This window comes from Horticoccus luteus (assembly GCF_019464535.1).
GTDB lineage: Bacteria > Verrucomicrobiota > Verrucomicrobiia > Opitutales > Opitutaceae > Horticoccus > Horticoccus luteus.
Genome location: NZ_CP080507.1, coordinates 1,407,435 through 1,423,360 on the forward strand (window position 1 = coordinate 1,407,435; position 15,926 = coordinate 1,423,360).

Below are 15,926 nucleotides of genomic sequence, written 5' to 3' on the forward strand. Positions count from 1 at the left end.
AATTGAGGATTTACCGAGGCCGGCGCGCGCGCAAGTGCGGAGAGTCGGGCGCGAGTGAAAACGGCGCGAGTCGGGCCCTAGCAATTCTCTTGGATTACGTTAGTTAAGTCGAATTCGGCGATGCCGGCGTGCGCGGCGTTGGCGGCGGCGAATGGGAGCGCCCACGCAAGCGCGTGAGGAAGGTCGAGTGCAAGCACATGGCGCGCATGGACAAGGCAGGCGAGCAACACGTCGCCGGATCCGGTAGCGGACACTTCTTGGACGCGCGGCGGCGAAAATTCGCGGGCGGACACGTCGGCGGACTGGAGCCAGATGGATTCGCCGCCGGAGGTGACAATCCATGCTTGGGCGGCGTAACGGGCTTGGGCGAGCGCGAGGCGCGCAGCGGGCGAAGTCTCGCCGGGCGGCGGCGGAATCAAGCTGTCGAACTCGGTGCGGTTGATCTTCACGAGCGCGACGGGCAATTGCGCGAACCAAGGCAGCGGCGGGCCGTAGGTATCGACGTAGAGGACGCCGCGCTTGCACCAGCGTTGGAAGGCGGCGCGCAACGGGTCGAAGGCGGGCGTGCTCCAGCCGGGAAGGCTGCCGGCGACGACGAGCACGGCGTGGTCGGGTTGCGCATCGAGAAAGGCGGCGCACGCGAGCAGCGCGTCGGCGTCGGGAGCGGCGTCGGGGCCGAGAAACGTCGTCTCGGCGTGAGCGCCGCCGCGGACAACGATGCCGATGCGCGTGGGCGCGGTTGTGGCGAACGCGACGTGTGGCAGGGCGTGTTGCTCCAGCCAGCGCGTGCAATCGCTGCCCGTAGCGCCGCCGGGAAAACAGAGCGCAGGCGCGGCTGTGCCGAGGCGGGCGAGCATGCGGGTGACGTTGATGCCCTTGCCGCCGACTTGAAACGATTCGCGTTCGGCGCGCTGCGTGCGACCGGGTGTCCACGCGGAAAATTCGAGCGTGCGTTCCCAGAGGAGATTGCCGGTGAACGTGAAACAGGGCGAGGCGTTCATGACGGGTCGTCGTCGGTGCGCGGCGGGCGTTTCGCGGAGCGGTAAAACGCGTAGTTGAGGAGGAAGCCGAGGCCGAAGACGGCGCCGAGCGTGCGAACGTTGCGCATCGCACCGACGACGTAGCCGACGGGGCTGGACTTGGGTTCCTGGACGCGACGGAGCAGGAGGCAGGAGGCGAAGCCGAGGACGGGTTGGACGAGGAAGGCGAGGTGGTAGACGTTGAGCGGGGCGTGGCCGCGGGCGAAGGCCCACGAGAGGAGCTGGCCGCCGATGATCGGAGCGATGGCGGTGACGAGGGACGTGACGGCGAGGTTGATGCCGATGGCGAGCGCCTTGGCTTCGGCGGGGATGAGTTTAAGGAGGAGATTAAACTGACCGAGCACGAAACCGGCACCGGTCGCTCCGGCCCACGCCCACATGAAGTAGAGGAGGTTGGTGTTGTGGGGCGCGAGGAAGCACCAGAGGAAATTACTCGTCTGCCAGAGGGCGAACGAGACGAGCATGACGGGTTTATTGCCGAAGCGATCCTGCATCTGGCCCCAGCCCGGCAGCGAGAGCGCGCCGGCGGCGAGGCCGATGACCTGGAAAAAGCTGACCTCGGTGGCGGAGAGCTCGAGGCGGTTGAACATGAACAGCGTGTAAAACGCGCCGAAGGAATTGGCGGCGAAACCCCAGGCGGCGCCGAAGGCGATGAAGAGCGACAGCGACGGCGCGCGCAGCACGAGCCGGATCAATTCGCGCGGATCGCGGCGCGGCGCGTGAGGCGTCACCGGTAGAAGGCCCACGTGCATCCGGCGATACAACAGGAGCGAACAGAAACGCAGCACGACGGCGCCGGCGAAAAGCCATTGGAAGGCGACGAGGGCGTTATCCCAGCGGTCGACGAGCTCGCCGGCGACGAGAAGAAACGTGAGCAGGGCAAGCTGGAGGATGCGGTTGCGCCAGCCGAAATATTTTCCGCGCACGCGCTCCGGGACCCACTCCTGCACCCACGTGGTCCACGACACGCCGTTGATCGATTGGAGAAAACTCGAACACAGGTAGAAGATAAAAAACCAGCGGCCGCTCGTTTGGGGATCACCGACGGGGAAACGCGTCAGGACGGCGGCCAGCGCGGCCCAGGCGGCGAAATGGAGCCAGCCGGAAGCGATGACGATGGTGCGCGCGGCGAAGCGGTGGGTGAGCGGCGGCGTGAGGAAGATCTGCAGGAAATTGCACCAGAACGGCAGCGAGACGATGAGGCCGTAGGTGTCGGCGGGCAGGTGCAGGGCGTTGGCGAGCAGGGCGGCAATGACGAAGTTGCCGGGCAGCATCAGGTAGACGAGGGGCATCGCGAGCACGCCCTCGATTCCGCAGAGCAGTAAGCTGCGGCGGACCAAGCCCCGACGTTCGCCCGCAGTGGTTGCCATCACAATTTCACGTGGCAAATGGGAGACATGCGACGCGTTGTGAAGGCTAAAGTTTGGTTGAATCCCGATCCCGTGGCGGTGGCGCGGTCGTTGCTCGGAAAATTTCTCGTGCGCGAGTCGGCGCCGGGGGCAGTTGAGGCGCGGATGATCACGGAAACCGAGGCGTATTTTGGCGAGAGCGATCTGGCGTGTCACGCCCGGGCGGGGCGCACGCGCAGAACCGAGGTGCTCTATGCGCGCGGCGGGATTTGGTATGTGTATCTATGCTACGGCATCCACGAGATGTTGAACCTGGTGACGGGGCCGGAAGACGAGCCGGCGGCGGTGTTGATTCGCGGCGTGGAAGGCATCGTGGGGCCGGGGCGGGTGACCAGACAACTGGCGATCGGCCGGACGCTCAACGGGGCGCGCGTGGAGCCGGAGTCGGGATTGTGGATCGAGGATCGCGGGGTGGTGCTGGCGGAGGCGGATGTGATCGTCACGCCGCGGATCGGGGTGGATTACGCCGGGGCGGAGTGGGCGGGGAAACCGTGGCGGTTTGTGGTGCGAAAAAAAATGCGGCGGGGCGAACGTCGCGCGTCAGAGGAGCTTTGAAGGACGGAGAGACGGCGGGGCGAGCGGCGCGCGGATGAGGCGCGGGCGCGCGGCGGCGAGGACGTCGTCGACAGTGATGGTGCTGAGGTCGGAGCCGCGGCGGAGAGCGTGGACGTGTTCGCCGGGCGGCGACCAGACGGCGGGATCGGTGGGACCGAACAGCAGGACGCAGGGCACGCCGCAGGCGGCGGCGAGATGGCTGATGCCGGAATCGTGGCCGAGGAAGAGGCGGCACTCGCGCAGGGCGGCCACGAGTTGAGGCAGCGGCAACGCGTGGGCGTGGCGGCCGAAGTTCGCGAGCGCGCCGGGGTCGGGCTCGGCGTCGCCGGTGACGATGAGGAATTCGGTGGGCGCGATTTCGCGCAGGCGCAGGCAGAGTGCGTGCCAGCGGTCGAGGGGCCAGTTTTTGCGCGGCGAGCCGCTGCCGGGATGGACCGCGACGAGACGCGCGTCAGGCGACGGGGAGCCGAGGGGGAAGCGAAAGGAATCCGCGGTGAGACCGAGAGGATGCAGCGCGGCGCAATAGTGCGCGGCGGCGGGAGCAACGGCCGGATGGGAGGGCGCGGTAAGGAAGCGTTGCGCGGGGTGGCGCGGAAAATGGCGGGCGAGTTCGCCGTCGGGATCGGGCCAGAAGTTGAGGACCAGATCGAACGCGGCGAGTTCGTCGGCGAAGGCGGAGGGCAACGGCGGGGAGGCGTAGAGCGCGGACCAGCGCGCTTCGGATTGTGAACACACGCGGTCGATCACGCCGGCGGTTTGACCCAGCGCAGCGGCGCGGGCGTTACCGACCAGCGTGATAGGGGCGGCGGGCCAGACGCGGCGGAGCAACTGCAGCGCCGGGAGGGTGACGATGAAATCGCCGAGCGCGCCGCCTCTAAGGACGAGAATCCGCGTCGGCGGCATCGGAAGCCGGGGCGGGTTGGGCGGCAGGGGCAGCGGTCGCGCCGGTGGGTGGGGTGTAACTGACGAGCGTGGCCGTGCCGGTGCCGACCTTGAACTCAACCTCGAAGCGCACGGGCAGGTGGCGTTCATCCTGCGAAATCCAGACGCGCACGGAGGAGCCGCGTTTGAACATGCCTTTGGGCGGCGTCTTTTCCATGCGCGGCACGAGCACGAGCGTGCGGAAATCACCGAGGGGGGTGGAGATGTTTTCGTAGCGCTCGGCGTGGATTGTGAGTTCGTAAAACTCGTCATCGAAGAGGACGAGGGCGTCGCGTTGTTCACCGGGTTGCAGATTCCACGCGCGCGTGCTGATGAGTTGCGTGATGAGATCGACGGGCTGGCCTGCGGGCATCGAGAGCTCGCGGGATTCGCTCGTCCAGCTTCCGGGCGCGTAGAGGGCGGTGCGTTTGTCGTAATCGAAGGTGACGAAGTGCTCGCTCACTTTTTTCTTCACGAGGCTGACTTCGTGGAGGAGCACGCAGCGGCCGGTTTGCTCGTCGAAATAGGATTCGCCAGTGGCCTCGAATTTCATGAAGACGTGGGCGAGGCCGCGGGTGCGGGTGGTGGTGGTGACTTTGAGGCGTTTCACGCCGTCGAGTGCTTCGTTCGTCACGCCGATGTTGATTTCGCCGGCGCCGGGGAGGACGGCCCAGGCGACTTTGTAATGAAACGTTTCGCCGGGATGCAGGGCCTGCAGCAGAGTGGGAGCCTCGGTGGCAGACGCGCGGACCGCGCAGACGGCGAGGACGAGAAGGAGGGAAACGGCGCGGATCATGACGAGACGGAGGATTTATTCAATTGAGTGGGCGTCACGGGGAAAATGCGTTTTGGGGAGACAGCCCAAAGTATGTCCCCGGGGGAGAGGCGGTCGTTCCATGGCGTGCCGGCGGCCCAAGGAGAGAAGGCGGGCAATATGAGACGGGAGGGCGAAGCGATGAGCGCGGGGAGTTTGAGACGCGTGCCGGTATAATCGCGCCACAGGAGCGCGGGATGATGGTGGCCGATGATCTCGATCGTGCCCGCGGTGAGCGGAGGAACGGGGCGATCGCCGTGGTGAAAAAAGAGACCAGCGCGCACGAGGGTGGCGTCGGCAGCTCGCGGCCATTTCACGTCGTGGTTGCCGGAAAGGATGGTGATCGGCGTGGACGTGGTGCGCAGAAAATCCTCCGCGGCGGCGCGGCCGGGAAGGGCGTGCAGCGAGTCGCCGAGCCAGAGCATTTCGGCGGGTGCGTAGTCGGCGACGAGGTGATTCAGGCGCGCGGCGATTTCGTCGTCGCCCCACAATGGCAGAAGGTTGCCCGTGGCGCGGTGGGCGGCGGCGTAACCCCAGTGCAGGTCGGCGACGACGAGCAGACGCTGCGCGGCGAACCAGAGCGCGCGGCGGGCGTCGAGCCAGAGGCCGGGAAGAATTTCGAGGCGGGGAACGGACAAAGAGGAAGGCTCCAATTTCAAAGAACCAAGCGTGGGTGAGAATTTTTAAACGGCTGGAAGCGGCGGGCGCAGGAAGTTGGGCGGAGGTTGATTTTTCTCCGCCGCAGTGGCGACGGGCGGGCGGCCGGGCGGTTGGCCATACATTTCGTGGTAGAGGCGTTCGATGGTGGTTTCGGGATCTTCGAGCGTCATCGTTTCTTTGATTTTGCTGACGTAGATGCCGAAGGAAAAGGGGCTCACACGATCGAGCTCGCGCAAGTCCCACGGCAGGCTGGCGAGGTGATCGAGAAACGCCAGCGCGCGTGGCAGATCGAGGAAACGCAAGGTGGCCTCGGCGTAGGCTTCGCGGAGCAGCGGATGGTCGGGTTCGTGGCGGCGGAGGACGTCGAAGATGATTTCCGAGCTCCACTGCAACGCGCGGCGGCCGCGTTCGGCGCCACGCACACGGCGGGGCACCATGAGGCCGGTTTGGGCGGCGCCGCGAAACTGCCATTTGACGAGGTTGGCTTGTCCGAGGGCGGAGCGCAGGGCGTCTTCGGCGCCGTCGCGGCGGAAGAGCTGGCGCAATTCACAGGCGTCGGCGAAACGTTGAAACGCCTGGAGCGAGAGGAGGAAGCCGTAGTCGTCGATGGTGACGAGCGCGTTGCCCCCGCGGGTTTCCTGCACGCGTTGTGCAACGATGCGCGAGAGGGCGTCGTTGGCGGAGCGCCCGATGAGGGAATGGAAAAAATAGTGGAGCAGGCCGCGGTCGCGGTAGACCTCGACGAGAAAGAGGTCGGCGGTGGGGATGACGGAAATATCGGCCTGCAGGGAGAAATGCGCGAGGAGCGCGGCGGCGTTGGCGGTGGAGAGATGGTATTCGGATTGCAGCCACGCGGCGGCGGCGTCCGGGACCGGTGACGCGAGGCGGCGGGCGACCTCGGTGCGGAGGCGGGTGACCTCGGCGGCGAGGCCGGACGCGAGCGGCATTTTGTTCGCATACCAGCGCGGCACGGTGGGCAGCGCGCTGTCGGCAGCGGCGACCTTGGCGGTGAGGAGCCGCATTTCGACGAGGCGGATGGTGCGGCCGTTGAGGACGAAGACATCACCGGGGCGCAGGCCCTTCATGAACGATTCCTCGACCGAACCGAGCGTGCGGCGGCCGAGCTGCACCTGCACCATTTGTTCGGAGACGATGGTGCCGATATTTTGATAAAAATCACGGGCGGTATGGCGGTGAGCGGGGGCGAGCACGCCGCTGGCGTCGACGCGGATTTTGCCGAAGACATCGCGGTAGTTGCGCTCGAGGGAGGCGCCGCCGCCTTCGAGATAGCGGACCACGCGGTCGAACTCAGGGCGGGGCAGGGCGCGAAACGGGTAGCTGCGGCGGACGAGGGCGAAGGCTTCGTCGGGCGTGACGCTCTCGAAAACGGCGAGACCGACGAGGGTTTGAGCGAGCACGTCGAGCGGGTCGTCGTGGATTTTGACGGGCTCGAGTTCGTGGCGCTCCATCATGCGCGCGGTGACGGCGCACTCGGCGAGATCGTTGATGTTGCTCGCGACGAGAATGCCGTGGCTCGTGCGGCCCATCGAGTGGCCGGAACGGCCGATGCGCTGCAGGGCGCGGGAGACGCCTTTCGGTGCGGAAACCATGACGACGAGATCGATCGAGCCGATGTCGATACCCATCTCCAGCGAGGTGGAGCAGACGACGGCGCGAAGTTCGCCGCGTTTGAGGCGGTCTTCCACCTCGAGGCGGACGGCGCGGTCGAGCGAGGCGTGGTGGACTTCGATGAGGTCGGAGAACTCGGGGAGGAGTTGTTTGAGGCGGAGTCCGATGGTTTCGGCGCCGCTACGGGTGTTGGTGAAGATGAGCGTGGTTTCTTTTTTGAGAAGGAGGGCGCCGAGCTCTTTCAAAACGCGCGTGGCGGTGTAGCCGGCGGGCGGGTAGGCTTGTGCGCGCAGCGGAGAAAACACCTCGATGCGGGCCGGCCGGCTTTGGGTGATTTCGGCGATGCCACAGGGGCGGTGAGGGCCGACGAGGAATTCGGCGACGGTGTCGAGCGGCGCGACGGTGGCGGAGAGCCCGATGCGGACGAGGTGAGCGGGAGGCGCGGAAATCGGCGAGGGGCGATCGGCAGTGGCGGACGGAGGAGCGGAGACGATTTCTTCGAGTCGCTCGGCAGCGACCATGAGGAGTGAGCCGCGCTTATTTTCGGCGAGGGCGTGGAGTTCGTCGACGAGGAGAAAGCGCGCGGAGCGCAGGGCGGGAATCCAGGCGGGCTGACTGAGGAGCAGCGTGAGACTCTCGGGCGTCGTGACGAGGATGTGGGGCGGTGTGCGGCGTTGTTGCGCACGTTGGGCGGGCGTGGTGTCGCCCGTGCGCGCGGCGACGCGCAGCCAGGGCCAGCCCAATTCGTCGAGCGGCTGCCGGAGGTTTTTCTGGATGTCGTAAGCGAGGGCGCGGAGGGGGGAAACGTAGACGGCGACGATGCCGTCGGGCAGTTGGCCGGCGTCGTGAGATCGGGCGAGGTGATCGAAGACGGAGAGGAAAGCGGCGAGGGTTTTGCCACTGCCGGTGGGCGACGTGAGGAGGAGCGAATTTCCGGCGAGAATTTCCGGCACGGCGTGGCGTTGCGCGGAAGAGAAATGCGTGAAGCGGCGGCGGAACCACGCGGCGAGTTGAGGATGAAGCGCGGCGAAGAGTTGCGCTTCAGTGAGGGCGGGCGCGGCGACGCGGGAGAACATGCGACGGGTGCGGTTAAGATGGCGGCGGGGCGACTGGATCGGCGGCGCGGGCGGGATCGAAGAGGGCGGCGGTGGCGAGGCGGCGGCAGGTGGCGAGGGTGTCGATCTCGGCGGGCGTTTTGTCGGAGCGAATGCGGGCGATGCGGGGGAAGCGGAGGGCGAAACCGCTTTCGTGGCGCGAGCTGCGTTGAATGGTGTCGAAGGCGATTTCGAGCACGGTGTCGGGCACGACGGTGCGATAACGGCCGAGCACTTCGAGGGTGTGCGCGAGGAAGTGTTGAGTGAGCGCGGCGATCTCGACGTCGGTGAGGCCGGAGTAGGCTTTGCCAATCGTGAGGAGCTGGTTGTCGTGCTCCTCGTCGCGGATCGCGAAGGTGTAATCGCTGAGCACATCGCGGCGTTTGCCGTGACCGTATTCGACGCCAACGACGACGACATCGAGCGTGGCGTAGGCTTTTTTGAGTTTGAGCCAGGTGAGCCCGCGGCGACCGGGCGTGTAGGGGCTGGCGGGATCCTTGGCGATGAGGCCTTCGTTGCCGCGCTGACGGGCCGCGAGAAAGGCGGCCTCGATGTCAAGGGCGGTGGCGGCGAATTGCACGGGCGCGAGGAGGAGTGACGGATGGGCGGAAGACGACGCGGCGGACAGGACGTGAGCGAGATGTTCGCGGCGGACGGTGAGCGGCTCTTTGAGAAGCGCGCGGCCGTCGAGCCAGAGGAGGTCGTAGAACGAAATGGAAACAGGAATTTCGGCGCCGAGGAAGAAGTCGTCGCCTTTGCGGCCGAGGCGTTTTTGCAATTCGGCGAACGGCAGGGCGCGGCCGTCGCGCCACGCGAGGAGTTCGCCATCGCCGATGAAATCGTGGGGCAGGCGGGCGGCGGCGGCGGCGAGCTCGGGGAACTGGCCGGTGATGCGCTTGAGATCGCGCGAGTAGAGTTCGACGCGTTCGCCCTGTTTGTGGAGCTGACAGCGGATGCCGTCGTATTTTTCCTCGAGCCAGACGGAGACGGGCGAGAGCGCGGGGTCGGAGGAGGTGGCGGGGCGGGCGGGCGGTGGCGCGGAAGGCGCGTCGGGGACAACGCGCTGCCCCTTTTCGGCGCGTTCGACGAAGCGAGCGAGGACGGCCTCGGCGGTGGGCTCGGGGCTGGCGAGCATGAACTGGAGCGGATGAAAGACGCGGAGTTGAATCGACGCGAGGGCGTGAGCGCGCGCGGCGTGCGTGACCTCGGCGATGTCGCCGGAGAGCATGTTGGCTTCGCGCACGGCGTCGACTGATTCAGCGGCGGAGGCGGCGATGGCTTCCTCGACGAGGCCCTCCTTGAGGCCGATGCGCAGATCGCCGGTGATGATTTTGACGACGTATTTTGACTCGGAGGGAGACAGGCCGCGGAGAAATTCGCGCAAGAGATCGAGTTTGGCGGCGGGGCCGCGGGCGGCGGCGAGCGCGGCGAAAAACTCTGCAAGTTGCGCGAGGGCGACGCCGCGCGGCTGCACGTGGCCGGCGAGGATGGCGGCGGCGGCTTCGCCGGTGTCGGCGAAGCGGTGATACGCGGCGCGGTAGTCGGCTTCGGTCGTGCCGCTCAATTCGAGAATGGTGCGTTTGAGCACGGACCAGCCGAGCGTGAGGACGCGTTCGTCGGCCTGCGGAAAAGGGCGGGCGCAGAAAAACACGGCGGCGTGCGCGGCGTCGGTCGGCGCGAGCAGCGCGAGGTAGTCGCGGAGCAGGGAGATTTTATCGAGTTTGCCCGGAGCGGATTTGATGCGCTCGGCGGTGGCGGCGAAGTGCGCGAGGCGGTCGGGCGGAGCGGACTCGAGAGGCGGTGTGGGCGGTGCGGCGGCGGGTGACTCGGCAGGTGAGTCGGTCGAAGAAGCGAACGGAGGCGACGACGGGCGGCGGGACGCGAGGCCGAGCTCGAGTTGGTTGCTTTGGCCGATGGCCCAGGCTTCGACGCCGCGTTCGCGGAGGGTGCGGGCGAATTCCTGGGCGAAGCCGTGGAGCGTGAGCACGCGCTGCGGTTGCACGGCTTCGACGAAGCGCAGCAGATCGGCGTAGTCGGCGTGGTCGGAGAGCGGGAAAGCGGCATCGCATTGGTAGCGATAAACGGCGCCGGGATCGATCGCCCAGCCGGTGATCACGGCGGTGCGTGGAGCGGAGATTTTCTTGAGAAACGAAGAGCCGCGCGCCTGCGGCGGGCAGATGACGACGTGGCCGGCGACAGCGGAGGCGTCGAAGGGGCGAAAGGGCGGAAACGTGAGACCGAGTTCTTCGTAGATATGCGTGAGCGTGAGCGTTTGTGGGTGCAGCATCACCGGGAGTTGCGCGTCGGCGAGCGAGCTGAGGAGCTCCTGGCTTTTCCCGAGACTGTAGCCGAAGAGCACGGGCGTTTCGTGGTCGTCGAGGGTGTTGCGACAGAAGGCGGTGATGTCGGCGAGGACCTGCGCGGTGGGAGGGAAAACATACCGGGGGAGGCCGAACGTGGTCTCCATGATGAGGACATCGGCGCGCGGCGTGGCGCAGCGTTCGGCGGAACGGCCGGGGCGGAGTTTGAAGTCGCCGGTGTAGAGCAGGGAGCCGTGGCGCTCGTGCACGAGGAGGCTCTGGGCGGAGCCGAAAATGTGGCCGGCGGGATGGAGGGTGACGGTGGTGGCGGGCGTGAGCGGCTCGGTCTGACCGAACGGGAGAATGTGTTCGATGCGTTCGCCGGGCAGGCGGTTGCGCATGAGGCGGGCGGTGACGGCGGAGCAGAGGATCTCGCGGTGCAGCGCAAGGTGATCGAAATGGGCGTGGGAAACGAAGGAGCGCGGCGCGGGAAAATGCGCGTCGAGCCACCAGTCGATTTGGGGCAGCCAGACGCCGCCGCGAAATTGAACATCCCAAGCCATGCGAAGCTGACAGCACGGGACGGGATTCGGTCCGCGAGGCAAATCGCAGCGGAAGAGACGCGGGCGCCGAAGCAGCCTCGGTCGTGCGGGGAAGAGGCCGGCGCGGGTGCGCGGGGCGTTACAACAGCGAAAGGACGAACAGGCTCGCGACGAAGATGAAGGCGACGGCGAAGCACCACCAATACCAGGCGATGCCGTTGATGTGCCGGCGAGGAACGCGAGGCCGGGGCGGCGCATCGTCGTCGGCGAAGGCGCTGTCGGGGAGTTCGAGGCCGTCGTAGATGGACGTCTCGCGCCAGCCCGTGCGTTCGTCGGCGCCGCAGGCGGGGCAGGCGTGGGCGCGGGGTGGAATGGGCGCGCCGCATTGAGCGCACTCGGCGGGCGGAGGCGTTTTCATATCTGCACCGCGGGCGGGGCGGCGACGAGGTATTTGCGCATGAGCAGACGCCACGCGGTGACGAAAAACGCGGTGAAGGGAATGGCGAAGAGCATGCCGAGCACGCCGCCGAACACGGTGCCCCAAAAGAAGACGGAAAAAATGATCGCGACCGGATGAAGGCCGGTGCGGTCGCCCATGATTTTGGGGGTGAGCAGCCAGGATTCGATCATCTGGACGGCGCAAAAAACGGCGAGGACCCAGCAGACGAGAGACCAGCCGCCGGTGGGTTGAAACAACGCCAGCGGGAGCGCGATGCTCAGGCCAAGGATGGTGCCGAGGTAGGGCACGATGTTGAGGAGGCCGAGGGCGAGGCCGATCACGAGGCCGAACTTGAGGCCGGCGATCGTGAAGCCCGTCGCGAGGAGCACGCCCATGATAAGACCAATGACGAGTTGCCCGCGGAAAAACGATTCGATGATCGAGACGAATTCGCGCACGAGGAAAACGATGTCGTCGCGCACAGACGTGTTGCGGACAAAACCGAGGTGGTGCGGGAGGCGGCGGGTGGGTGAGGAACGGGAGAGGAGAAAGAAGAAAAGATACACGGGCACGACAGCGGCGTGAGTCAGGAAACCGAAGAAGCCAAGGGCACCGGCGCCAGCGATGCGCAAGGTGGGCAGCGTGTGGCTGAGGAGGGCCTGCGTCTGACCGGCCGCCTGTTCGACGACGCGTTTGATCGAGGGGTTGTCGAGTTTCTGCTGCACGAATTCCGACCACGCGGGGTAGTGCGCCTGAAAATAGACGACCACGGAGTGCCAGAAGTGCGGCGCATACGCCACGAAGTCGATGATCTGCTGAATGACGGGCGGAATGATGAGGAGCAGCAGGCAGGCGACGACGACCAGAAAGGCCGCATACAGGATGATGACGGCGACGAGCCGGCGTCGCACGTGGCGTTGGAGAGCGTCGACGAGGGGACGCAGGACGAGGGCGAGAATGCCGGCGAGCAGTGGCGGCCAGAGGGCGCCCGAGAAGAATTCGATCAGGCGACCGCCGACGAAGAGGATGAGCGCGAAAAGCGCGACGATCGCGAGGAACGAAAACAGCCCCAGCGCGAACGCGGCGAGGCGGCGCTGGGAAGAGCTCAGCAGAGGCTCGGACGCGGGCACAGACATGGCGGCAAGAAAGGCCGCGGAAGGGCGGACGTGGCAATCAAAAGCGGGCGCGCCGCGCGCCGGAAAAATGTGACGGCCGCAGTCGAGGCGGTTAGCGGCGCGAAGACGGAGGGCGGACAAGCCAGCAGGCGAGCGCGGGGAGGAGCGTCATCGCGGCGAGCATGTTGACGAGAAACATGAACGCGAGGAGGAGGCCCATGTCGGCTTGAAATTTGAGGGCAGAGAACAGCCACGTGCTGACGCCGATGGCGAGGGTGAGGCCGGTGAAAACGATGGCGCCGCCGGCCTCGCGAAATGCGGTGAAGAGCGCATCGGCGAAGCGCGCGCCGGTGCGCAGGGCGTTTTGCAGGCGGGCGAAAAGGTAGATGCCGTAATCGACGCCGATGCCGACGCCGAGCGCGACGACGGGAAGCGTGGAGGTCTTGAGGCCGATTTCGAGCTGGGCCATCAGGGCGTAAGCGAGCCAGCTCACGAGCGCGAGCGGCAGGACGATGCAGAGTGTCGCACGGAACGAACGAAACGTGAGGAGACAGAGCACGCTGACCGCGCCGAAGATCCAGAGGACGATGGGGCGCTGGGCGGCGCGGACGACGTCGTTGGTTGCGGCCATGACGCCGGCGTTGCCGGCGGCGAGGCGGAAGCGGGCTTTGGGCGAGGGGTGTGCGGCCGCGAAGGCATCGACCGCGGCGGTGACGGTGCGGAGGGTTTCGGCGCGATGATCGGTGAGAAAGAGCAGAACGGGGAGCACGCTGGCGTCGGCGTTGAGGAGGCCGGTGGAGGTTTCGACGGGCGCCACGGCCTGCGCGAGTGCATGGGGATTGCGCGGCAGCACGCGCCATTTGAGAGAGCCTTCGTTCCAGCCGGCGTTGATGACCTTGGCCACGGTGGCGAGGGAGAGGACGGACTGCACGCCCGGCACTTGGCGCATGCGGCCGTCGAATTCGTCGATCAGAGTCATGACGTCGTGATCGACGCAGCCGTTGGGAACGGTTTCGACGAGCACGGAGAGGAGGTCGATGCCGATGCTGAAGCGCGCGGTGATGAGGCGGGAGTCGGTGTTGTAGCGGGAGTCAGCGCGAAGCTCGGGCACGCCGGCGTGCGCATCGCCGATGCGAACGGACTCGCTGCGGAGGAAGGCCCATGCGCCGACGCCGAGGGCCGCGGCGATAATGGCGAGCGAGGGCGCAGGCGTGAGGCCGCGGGCGAGGCGACGCCAGACGCGGTCGCCGAGGGCGCGCCGCCGAGCGAGCCAGAGGGCATAGCCGGCGGGCAGACGGAGAAACGAGAGGAGGATGGGAAGAAGCAGAAAATTGGTGAAGATGAGGATGCTGACGCCGAGGCTCGCGGTGATGGCGAGTTCGCGAATGGTTTCGACCTTGATGACGAGCATCGTGATGAAACCGATGGTGTCGGTGGCGAGCGCCACAATGCCGGGGACGACGAGTTGGCGGAAGGCGCGCTGCGCGGCGACAGGGGCGTCATGCCCGGCGAGCACCTCGTTGCGAAAGGTGCAGATCTTCTGCATGCCGTGGCTCACGCCGATGGCGAAGACGAGGAATGGCACGAGAATGGAGAACGGATCGATGCCGTAGCCGAGGGCCGTCACGGTGCCGAGCTGCCACAGGACCGCGACGAGGGAGCAGACGATCGGCGCGGCGGCGAGCGTCCAGCGGCCGGCGTAGTGCCAAACGAGCAGCGCGGTGACGACGAGCGCGGCGACGAACAGGAGCACGACGTTGCGCGCGCCCTCGCGGACGTCGCCCACGACTTTGGCGAAACCGATGATGTGGGTGGTGATCGCGCCGTGCGTGCGCCGGGCGACGCGAGACCGGATTTTTTCGAGAGCGGCGGCGACCTGGGCGTAGTCGAGTTTATGTCCGGTGCGGGGATCGATTTCGAACAGTTGCGCGATGACGACGGCGCCCGAGAAGTCGCGGGCGACGAGCTGGCCGAGTTTGCCGGACTTGATGAGGTTGGCGCGCACGCGGTCGAAGTTGGCGGGCGTGGGCGTGAAATCCGCGGCGATGATATTGCCACCGGAGAAGCCGTCTTCGACCGCTTCGATGTAGCGGACGTTGGGGGTGAAGAGAGATTGGACTTGTGCGGGGTCGACGCCGGGAAGGGCTGCGGCTTCGTCGGTGACGGTTCTCAGTTCGCGGAAAAACTCCGGCGTGAAGATGTCGCCGTCTTTAGCGAGGAGGGCGATGAGGACGCGATTGGCGCCGCCGAACTCACTTTGATATTGGGTGAAGGTGCGGATGTAGGGGTGATCGAGCGGCAGGGTTTTGGTGAAACTGGCGTCGACGCGAAGATGCGCGGCGAACCACGCCATGACGGCGGTCATCGCGAGGAATCCGATCAGGACCCAACGGCGGTGCTGAAAAAGCCAGGACGAGAAACGGTCGCTCAGCGCGTTCATGGCAAACGGAGCGGCTGGGCGCCGCTTTCGCCGAAGGCGAGCAAGGTGCCATCGGGCGCAAGGAGGAGTTGCGCAACGGCCATCGTGGCGGGCGGCGAACAGGAGCTGACGCTGCGGCCGTCATCACGACTGACGAGCCAGACGGGCGCCTGACCGGCGAGAAAGATGGCGCCGTCGGGCAGGCGCACGGCGGTGGCGAGGAGGGCCGAGGCGTTGGTGGGAATGCGCTGCCAGGTGTCGCCGTCGTCTGCGCTGCGGAAGAGGCGGCCGCTGAGTCCGTAGATCAGGAGGGTCGAGCCGCCGAGCGGGAGGACGCCGAAGAACGAGCCGTCGTAGGGAGAGCGGAGGCGTTGCCAGGAGGCGCCGGCATCGCGGGAGCGCAGCAATGTGCCGCGTTCGCCGGCGAGGTAGAGGGTGCCGGCGGGGCTGCGCGCGAGGCGGTTGAAATGATCGTCGTCGTCGATCAGGCGACGGACCGTCCAGTCGGGGACACCGGGGTGTTTCTCGACAAACAATCCGTAGGCGCCGACGGCGAAAATGTGAGTGGCGTCGAGCACGCAGACGTCGAGGAACGACGACTCCACACTGGCGGTGCGGTAAACGACGCGCCATGAAACGCCGGCGTCGGTGGTGCCGAGGATCACGCCATCGTGGCCGACGGCCCAGCCATGCGTCTCATCTGGTGCGAACGCGATCGCGGTGAGGGTGGCGGAGGTGGGCGACGGGACGGATGTCCAGTGGCGTCCGGAATCGGGCGAGCGGTAGAGGAGGCCGCGTTCGCCGACTGCGAAGACCTGGCCGCGGGCGATGGCGGCGGAGAGCAAAAGGTCGCGCGGTGGGGGCGCGTCGTTCGCGGCCCAACTCGAAACGGTGAGCAGGAGCAGCGGGAACCAGCGCGCGACGAGGCGCGCAAGGCCGCGACGGAAGAAGGTCGCGCGCGGGCGGGGAAGTGAACTGGCGGGGCCCAC

At 66.7% G+C, this 15,926-nt stretch carries 12 protein-coding genes; 1 reads left to right on the top strand and 11 read right to left on the bottom strand.

What is annotated here, in order from left to right; translation table 11 throughout:
• Window positions 1-77: 77 nt before the first annotated feature.
• Both K0B96_RS05775 and K0B96_RS05780 read right to left on the bottom strand, forming a co-directional pair.
• On the bottom strand, window positions 78-1,001 hold the full coding sequence (locus K0B96_RS05775; RefSeq protein ID WP_220164860.1) for a PfkB family carbohydrate kinase: 924 nt from the start codon (window positions 999-1,001) through the stop codon (window positions 78-80).
• Window positions 998-2,410: an MFS transporter gene (locus K0B96_RS05780; protein ID WP_220164862.1), complete on the bottom strand. Its 1,413-nt coding sequence runs from the start codon at window positions 2,408-2,410 to the stop codon at window positions 998-1,000. Before K0B96_RS05780 ends, K0B96_RS05775 begins: the two co-directional genes overlap by 4 nt.
• Window positions 2,411-2,449: 39 nt before the next feature.
• On the opposite strand from K0B96_RS05780, the gene K0B96_RS05785 reads away from it, so the two are divergent.
• Window positions 2,450-3,004 carry a DNA-3-methyladenine glycosylase gene (locus K0B96_RS05785; RefSeq protein ID WP_255558862.1) on the top strand — a complete coding sequence of 185 codons (555 nt, stop codon included), beginning with the start codon at window positions 2,450-2,452 and terminating at the stop codon, window positions 3,002-3,004.
• On the opposite strand, the gene K0B96_RS05790 is transcribed toward K0B96_RS05785, so the two are convergent.
• The 9 genes from K0B96_RS05790 to K0B96_RS05830 all read right to left on the bottom strand — a co-directional run bounded on the left by K0B96_RS05790 (window position 2,990) and on the right by K0B96_RS05830 (window position 15,926).
• Window positions 2,990-3,907 carry a glycosyltransferase family 9 protein gene (locus K0B96_RS05790; protein ID WP_220164866.1) on the bottom strand — a complete coding sequence of 306 codons (918 nt, stop codon included), beginning with the start codon at window positions 3,905-3,907 and terminating at the stop codon, window positions 2,990-2,992. The genes K0B96_RS05785 and K0B96_RS05790 overlap by 15 nt on opposite strands.
• Window positions 3,879-4,721: a DUF3108 domain-containing protein gene (locus tag K0B96_RS05795; protein WP_220164868.1), complete on the bottom strand. Its 843-nt coding sequence runs from the start codon at window positions 4,719-4,721 to the stop codon at window positions 3,879-3,881. The genes K0B96_RS05790 and K0B96_RS05795 overlap by 29 nt, the downstream gene beginning before the upstream one ends.
• Entirely contained in the window at window positions 4,718-5,377 is a 660-nt protein-coding gene (locus K0B96_RS05800; RefSeq protein WP_220164870.1) for a metallophosphoesterase, read from the bottom strand. Before K0B96_RS05800 ends, K0B96_RS05795 begins: the two co-directional genes overlap by 4 nt.
• 45 nt (window positions 5,378-5,422) lie before the next feature.
• On the bottom strand, window positions 5,423-8,104 hold the full coding sequence (locus tag K0B96_RS05805) for a DEAD/DEAH box helicase (protein ID WP_220164872.1): 2,682 nt from the start codon (window positions 8,102-8,104) through the stop codon (window positions 5,423-5,425).
• A gap of 13 nt (window positions 8,105-8,117) precedes the next feature.
• Window positions 8,118-10,985: an ATP-dependent DNA ligase gene (locus K0B96_RS05810; protein WP_220164874.1), complete on the bottom strand. Its 2,868-nt coding sequence runs from the start codon at window positions 10,983-10,985 to the stop codon at window positions 8,118-8,120.
• A 118-nt stretch (window positions 10,986-11,103) separates the two neighbouring features.
• Window positions 11,104-11,382, bottom strand: coding sequence for a large ribosomal subunit protein bL32 (locus K0B96_RS17340; protein WP_255558863.1), 279 nt, complete (start codon window positions 11,380-11,382; stop codon window positions 11,104-11,106).
• Window positions 11,379-12,539 (bottom strand): AI-2E family transporter, encoded by a 1,161-nt coding sequence (locus K0B96_RS05820; protein ID WP_220164875.1) that lies wholly within the window; start codon window positions 12,537-12,539, stop codon window positions 11,379-11,381. Before K0B96_RS05820 ends, K0B96_RS17340 begins: the two co-directional genes overlap by 4 nt.
• 91 nt (window positions 12,540-12,630) lie before the next feature.
• Complete coding sequence (locus K0B96_RS05825) at window positions 12,631-14,958, bottom strand: efflux RND transporter permease subunit (protein WP_220164877.1); 2,328 nt, start codon at window positions 14,956-14,958, stop codon at window positions 12,631-12,633.
• Window positions 14,955-15,926 (bottom strand): WD40/YVTN/BNR-like repeat-containing protein, encoded by a 972-nt coding sequence (locus tag K0B96_RS05830; RefSeq protein WP_220164879.1) that lies wholly within the window; start codon window positions 15,924-15,926, stop codon window positions 14,955-14,957. Before K0B96_RS05830 ends, K0B96_RS05825 begins: the two co-directional genes overlap by 4 nt.

Bases quoted from the DNA above. Each gene is read 5' to 3' on its own strand.
- K0B96_RS05825 (WP_220164877.1), bottom strand. From the start codon at position 14,958: ATGAACGCGCTGAGCGACCGTTTCTCGTCCTGGCTTTTTCAGCACCGC.
- K0B96_RS05795 (WP_220164868.1), bottom strand. From the start codon at position 4,721: ATGATCCGCGCCGTTTCCCTCCTTCTCGTCCTCGCCGTCTGCGCGGTC.
- K0B96_RS05810 (WP_220164874.1), bottom strand. From the start codon at position 10,985: ATGGCTTGGGATGTTCAATTTCGCGGCGGCGTCTGGCTGCCCCAAATC.
- K0B96_RS05805 (WP_220164872.1), bottom strand. From the start codon at position 8,104: ATGTTCTCCCGCGTCGCCGCGCCCGCCCTCACTGAAGCGCAACTCTTC.
- K0B96_RS17340 (WP_255558863.1), bottom strand. From the start codon at position 11,382: ATGAAAACGCCTCCGCCCGCCGAGTGCGCTCAATGCGGCGCGCCCATT.
- K0B96_RS05790 (WP_220164866.1), bottom strand. From the start codon at position 3,907: ATGCCGCCGACGCGGATTCTCGTCCTTAGAGGCGGCGCGCTCGGCGAT.
- K0B96_RS05780 (WP_220164862.1), bottom strand. From the start codon at position 2,410: ATGGCAACCACTGCGGGCGAACGTCGGGGCTTGGTCCGCCGCAGCTTA.
- K0B96_RS05820 (WP_220164875.1), bottom strand. From the start codon at position 12,539: ATGTCTGTGCCCGCGTCCGAGCCTCTGCTGAGCTCTTCCCAGCGCCGC.
- K0B96_RS05775 (WP_220164860.1), bottom strand. From the start codon at position 1,001: ATGAACGCCTCGCCCTGTTTCACGTTCACCGGCAATCTCCTCTGGGAA.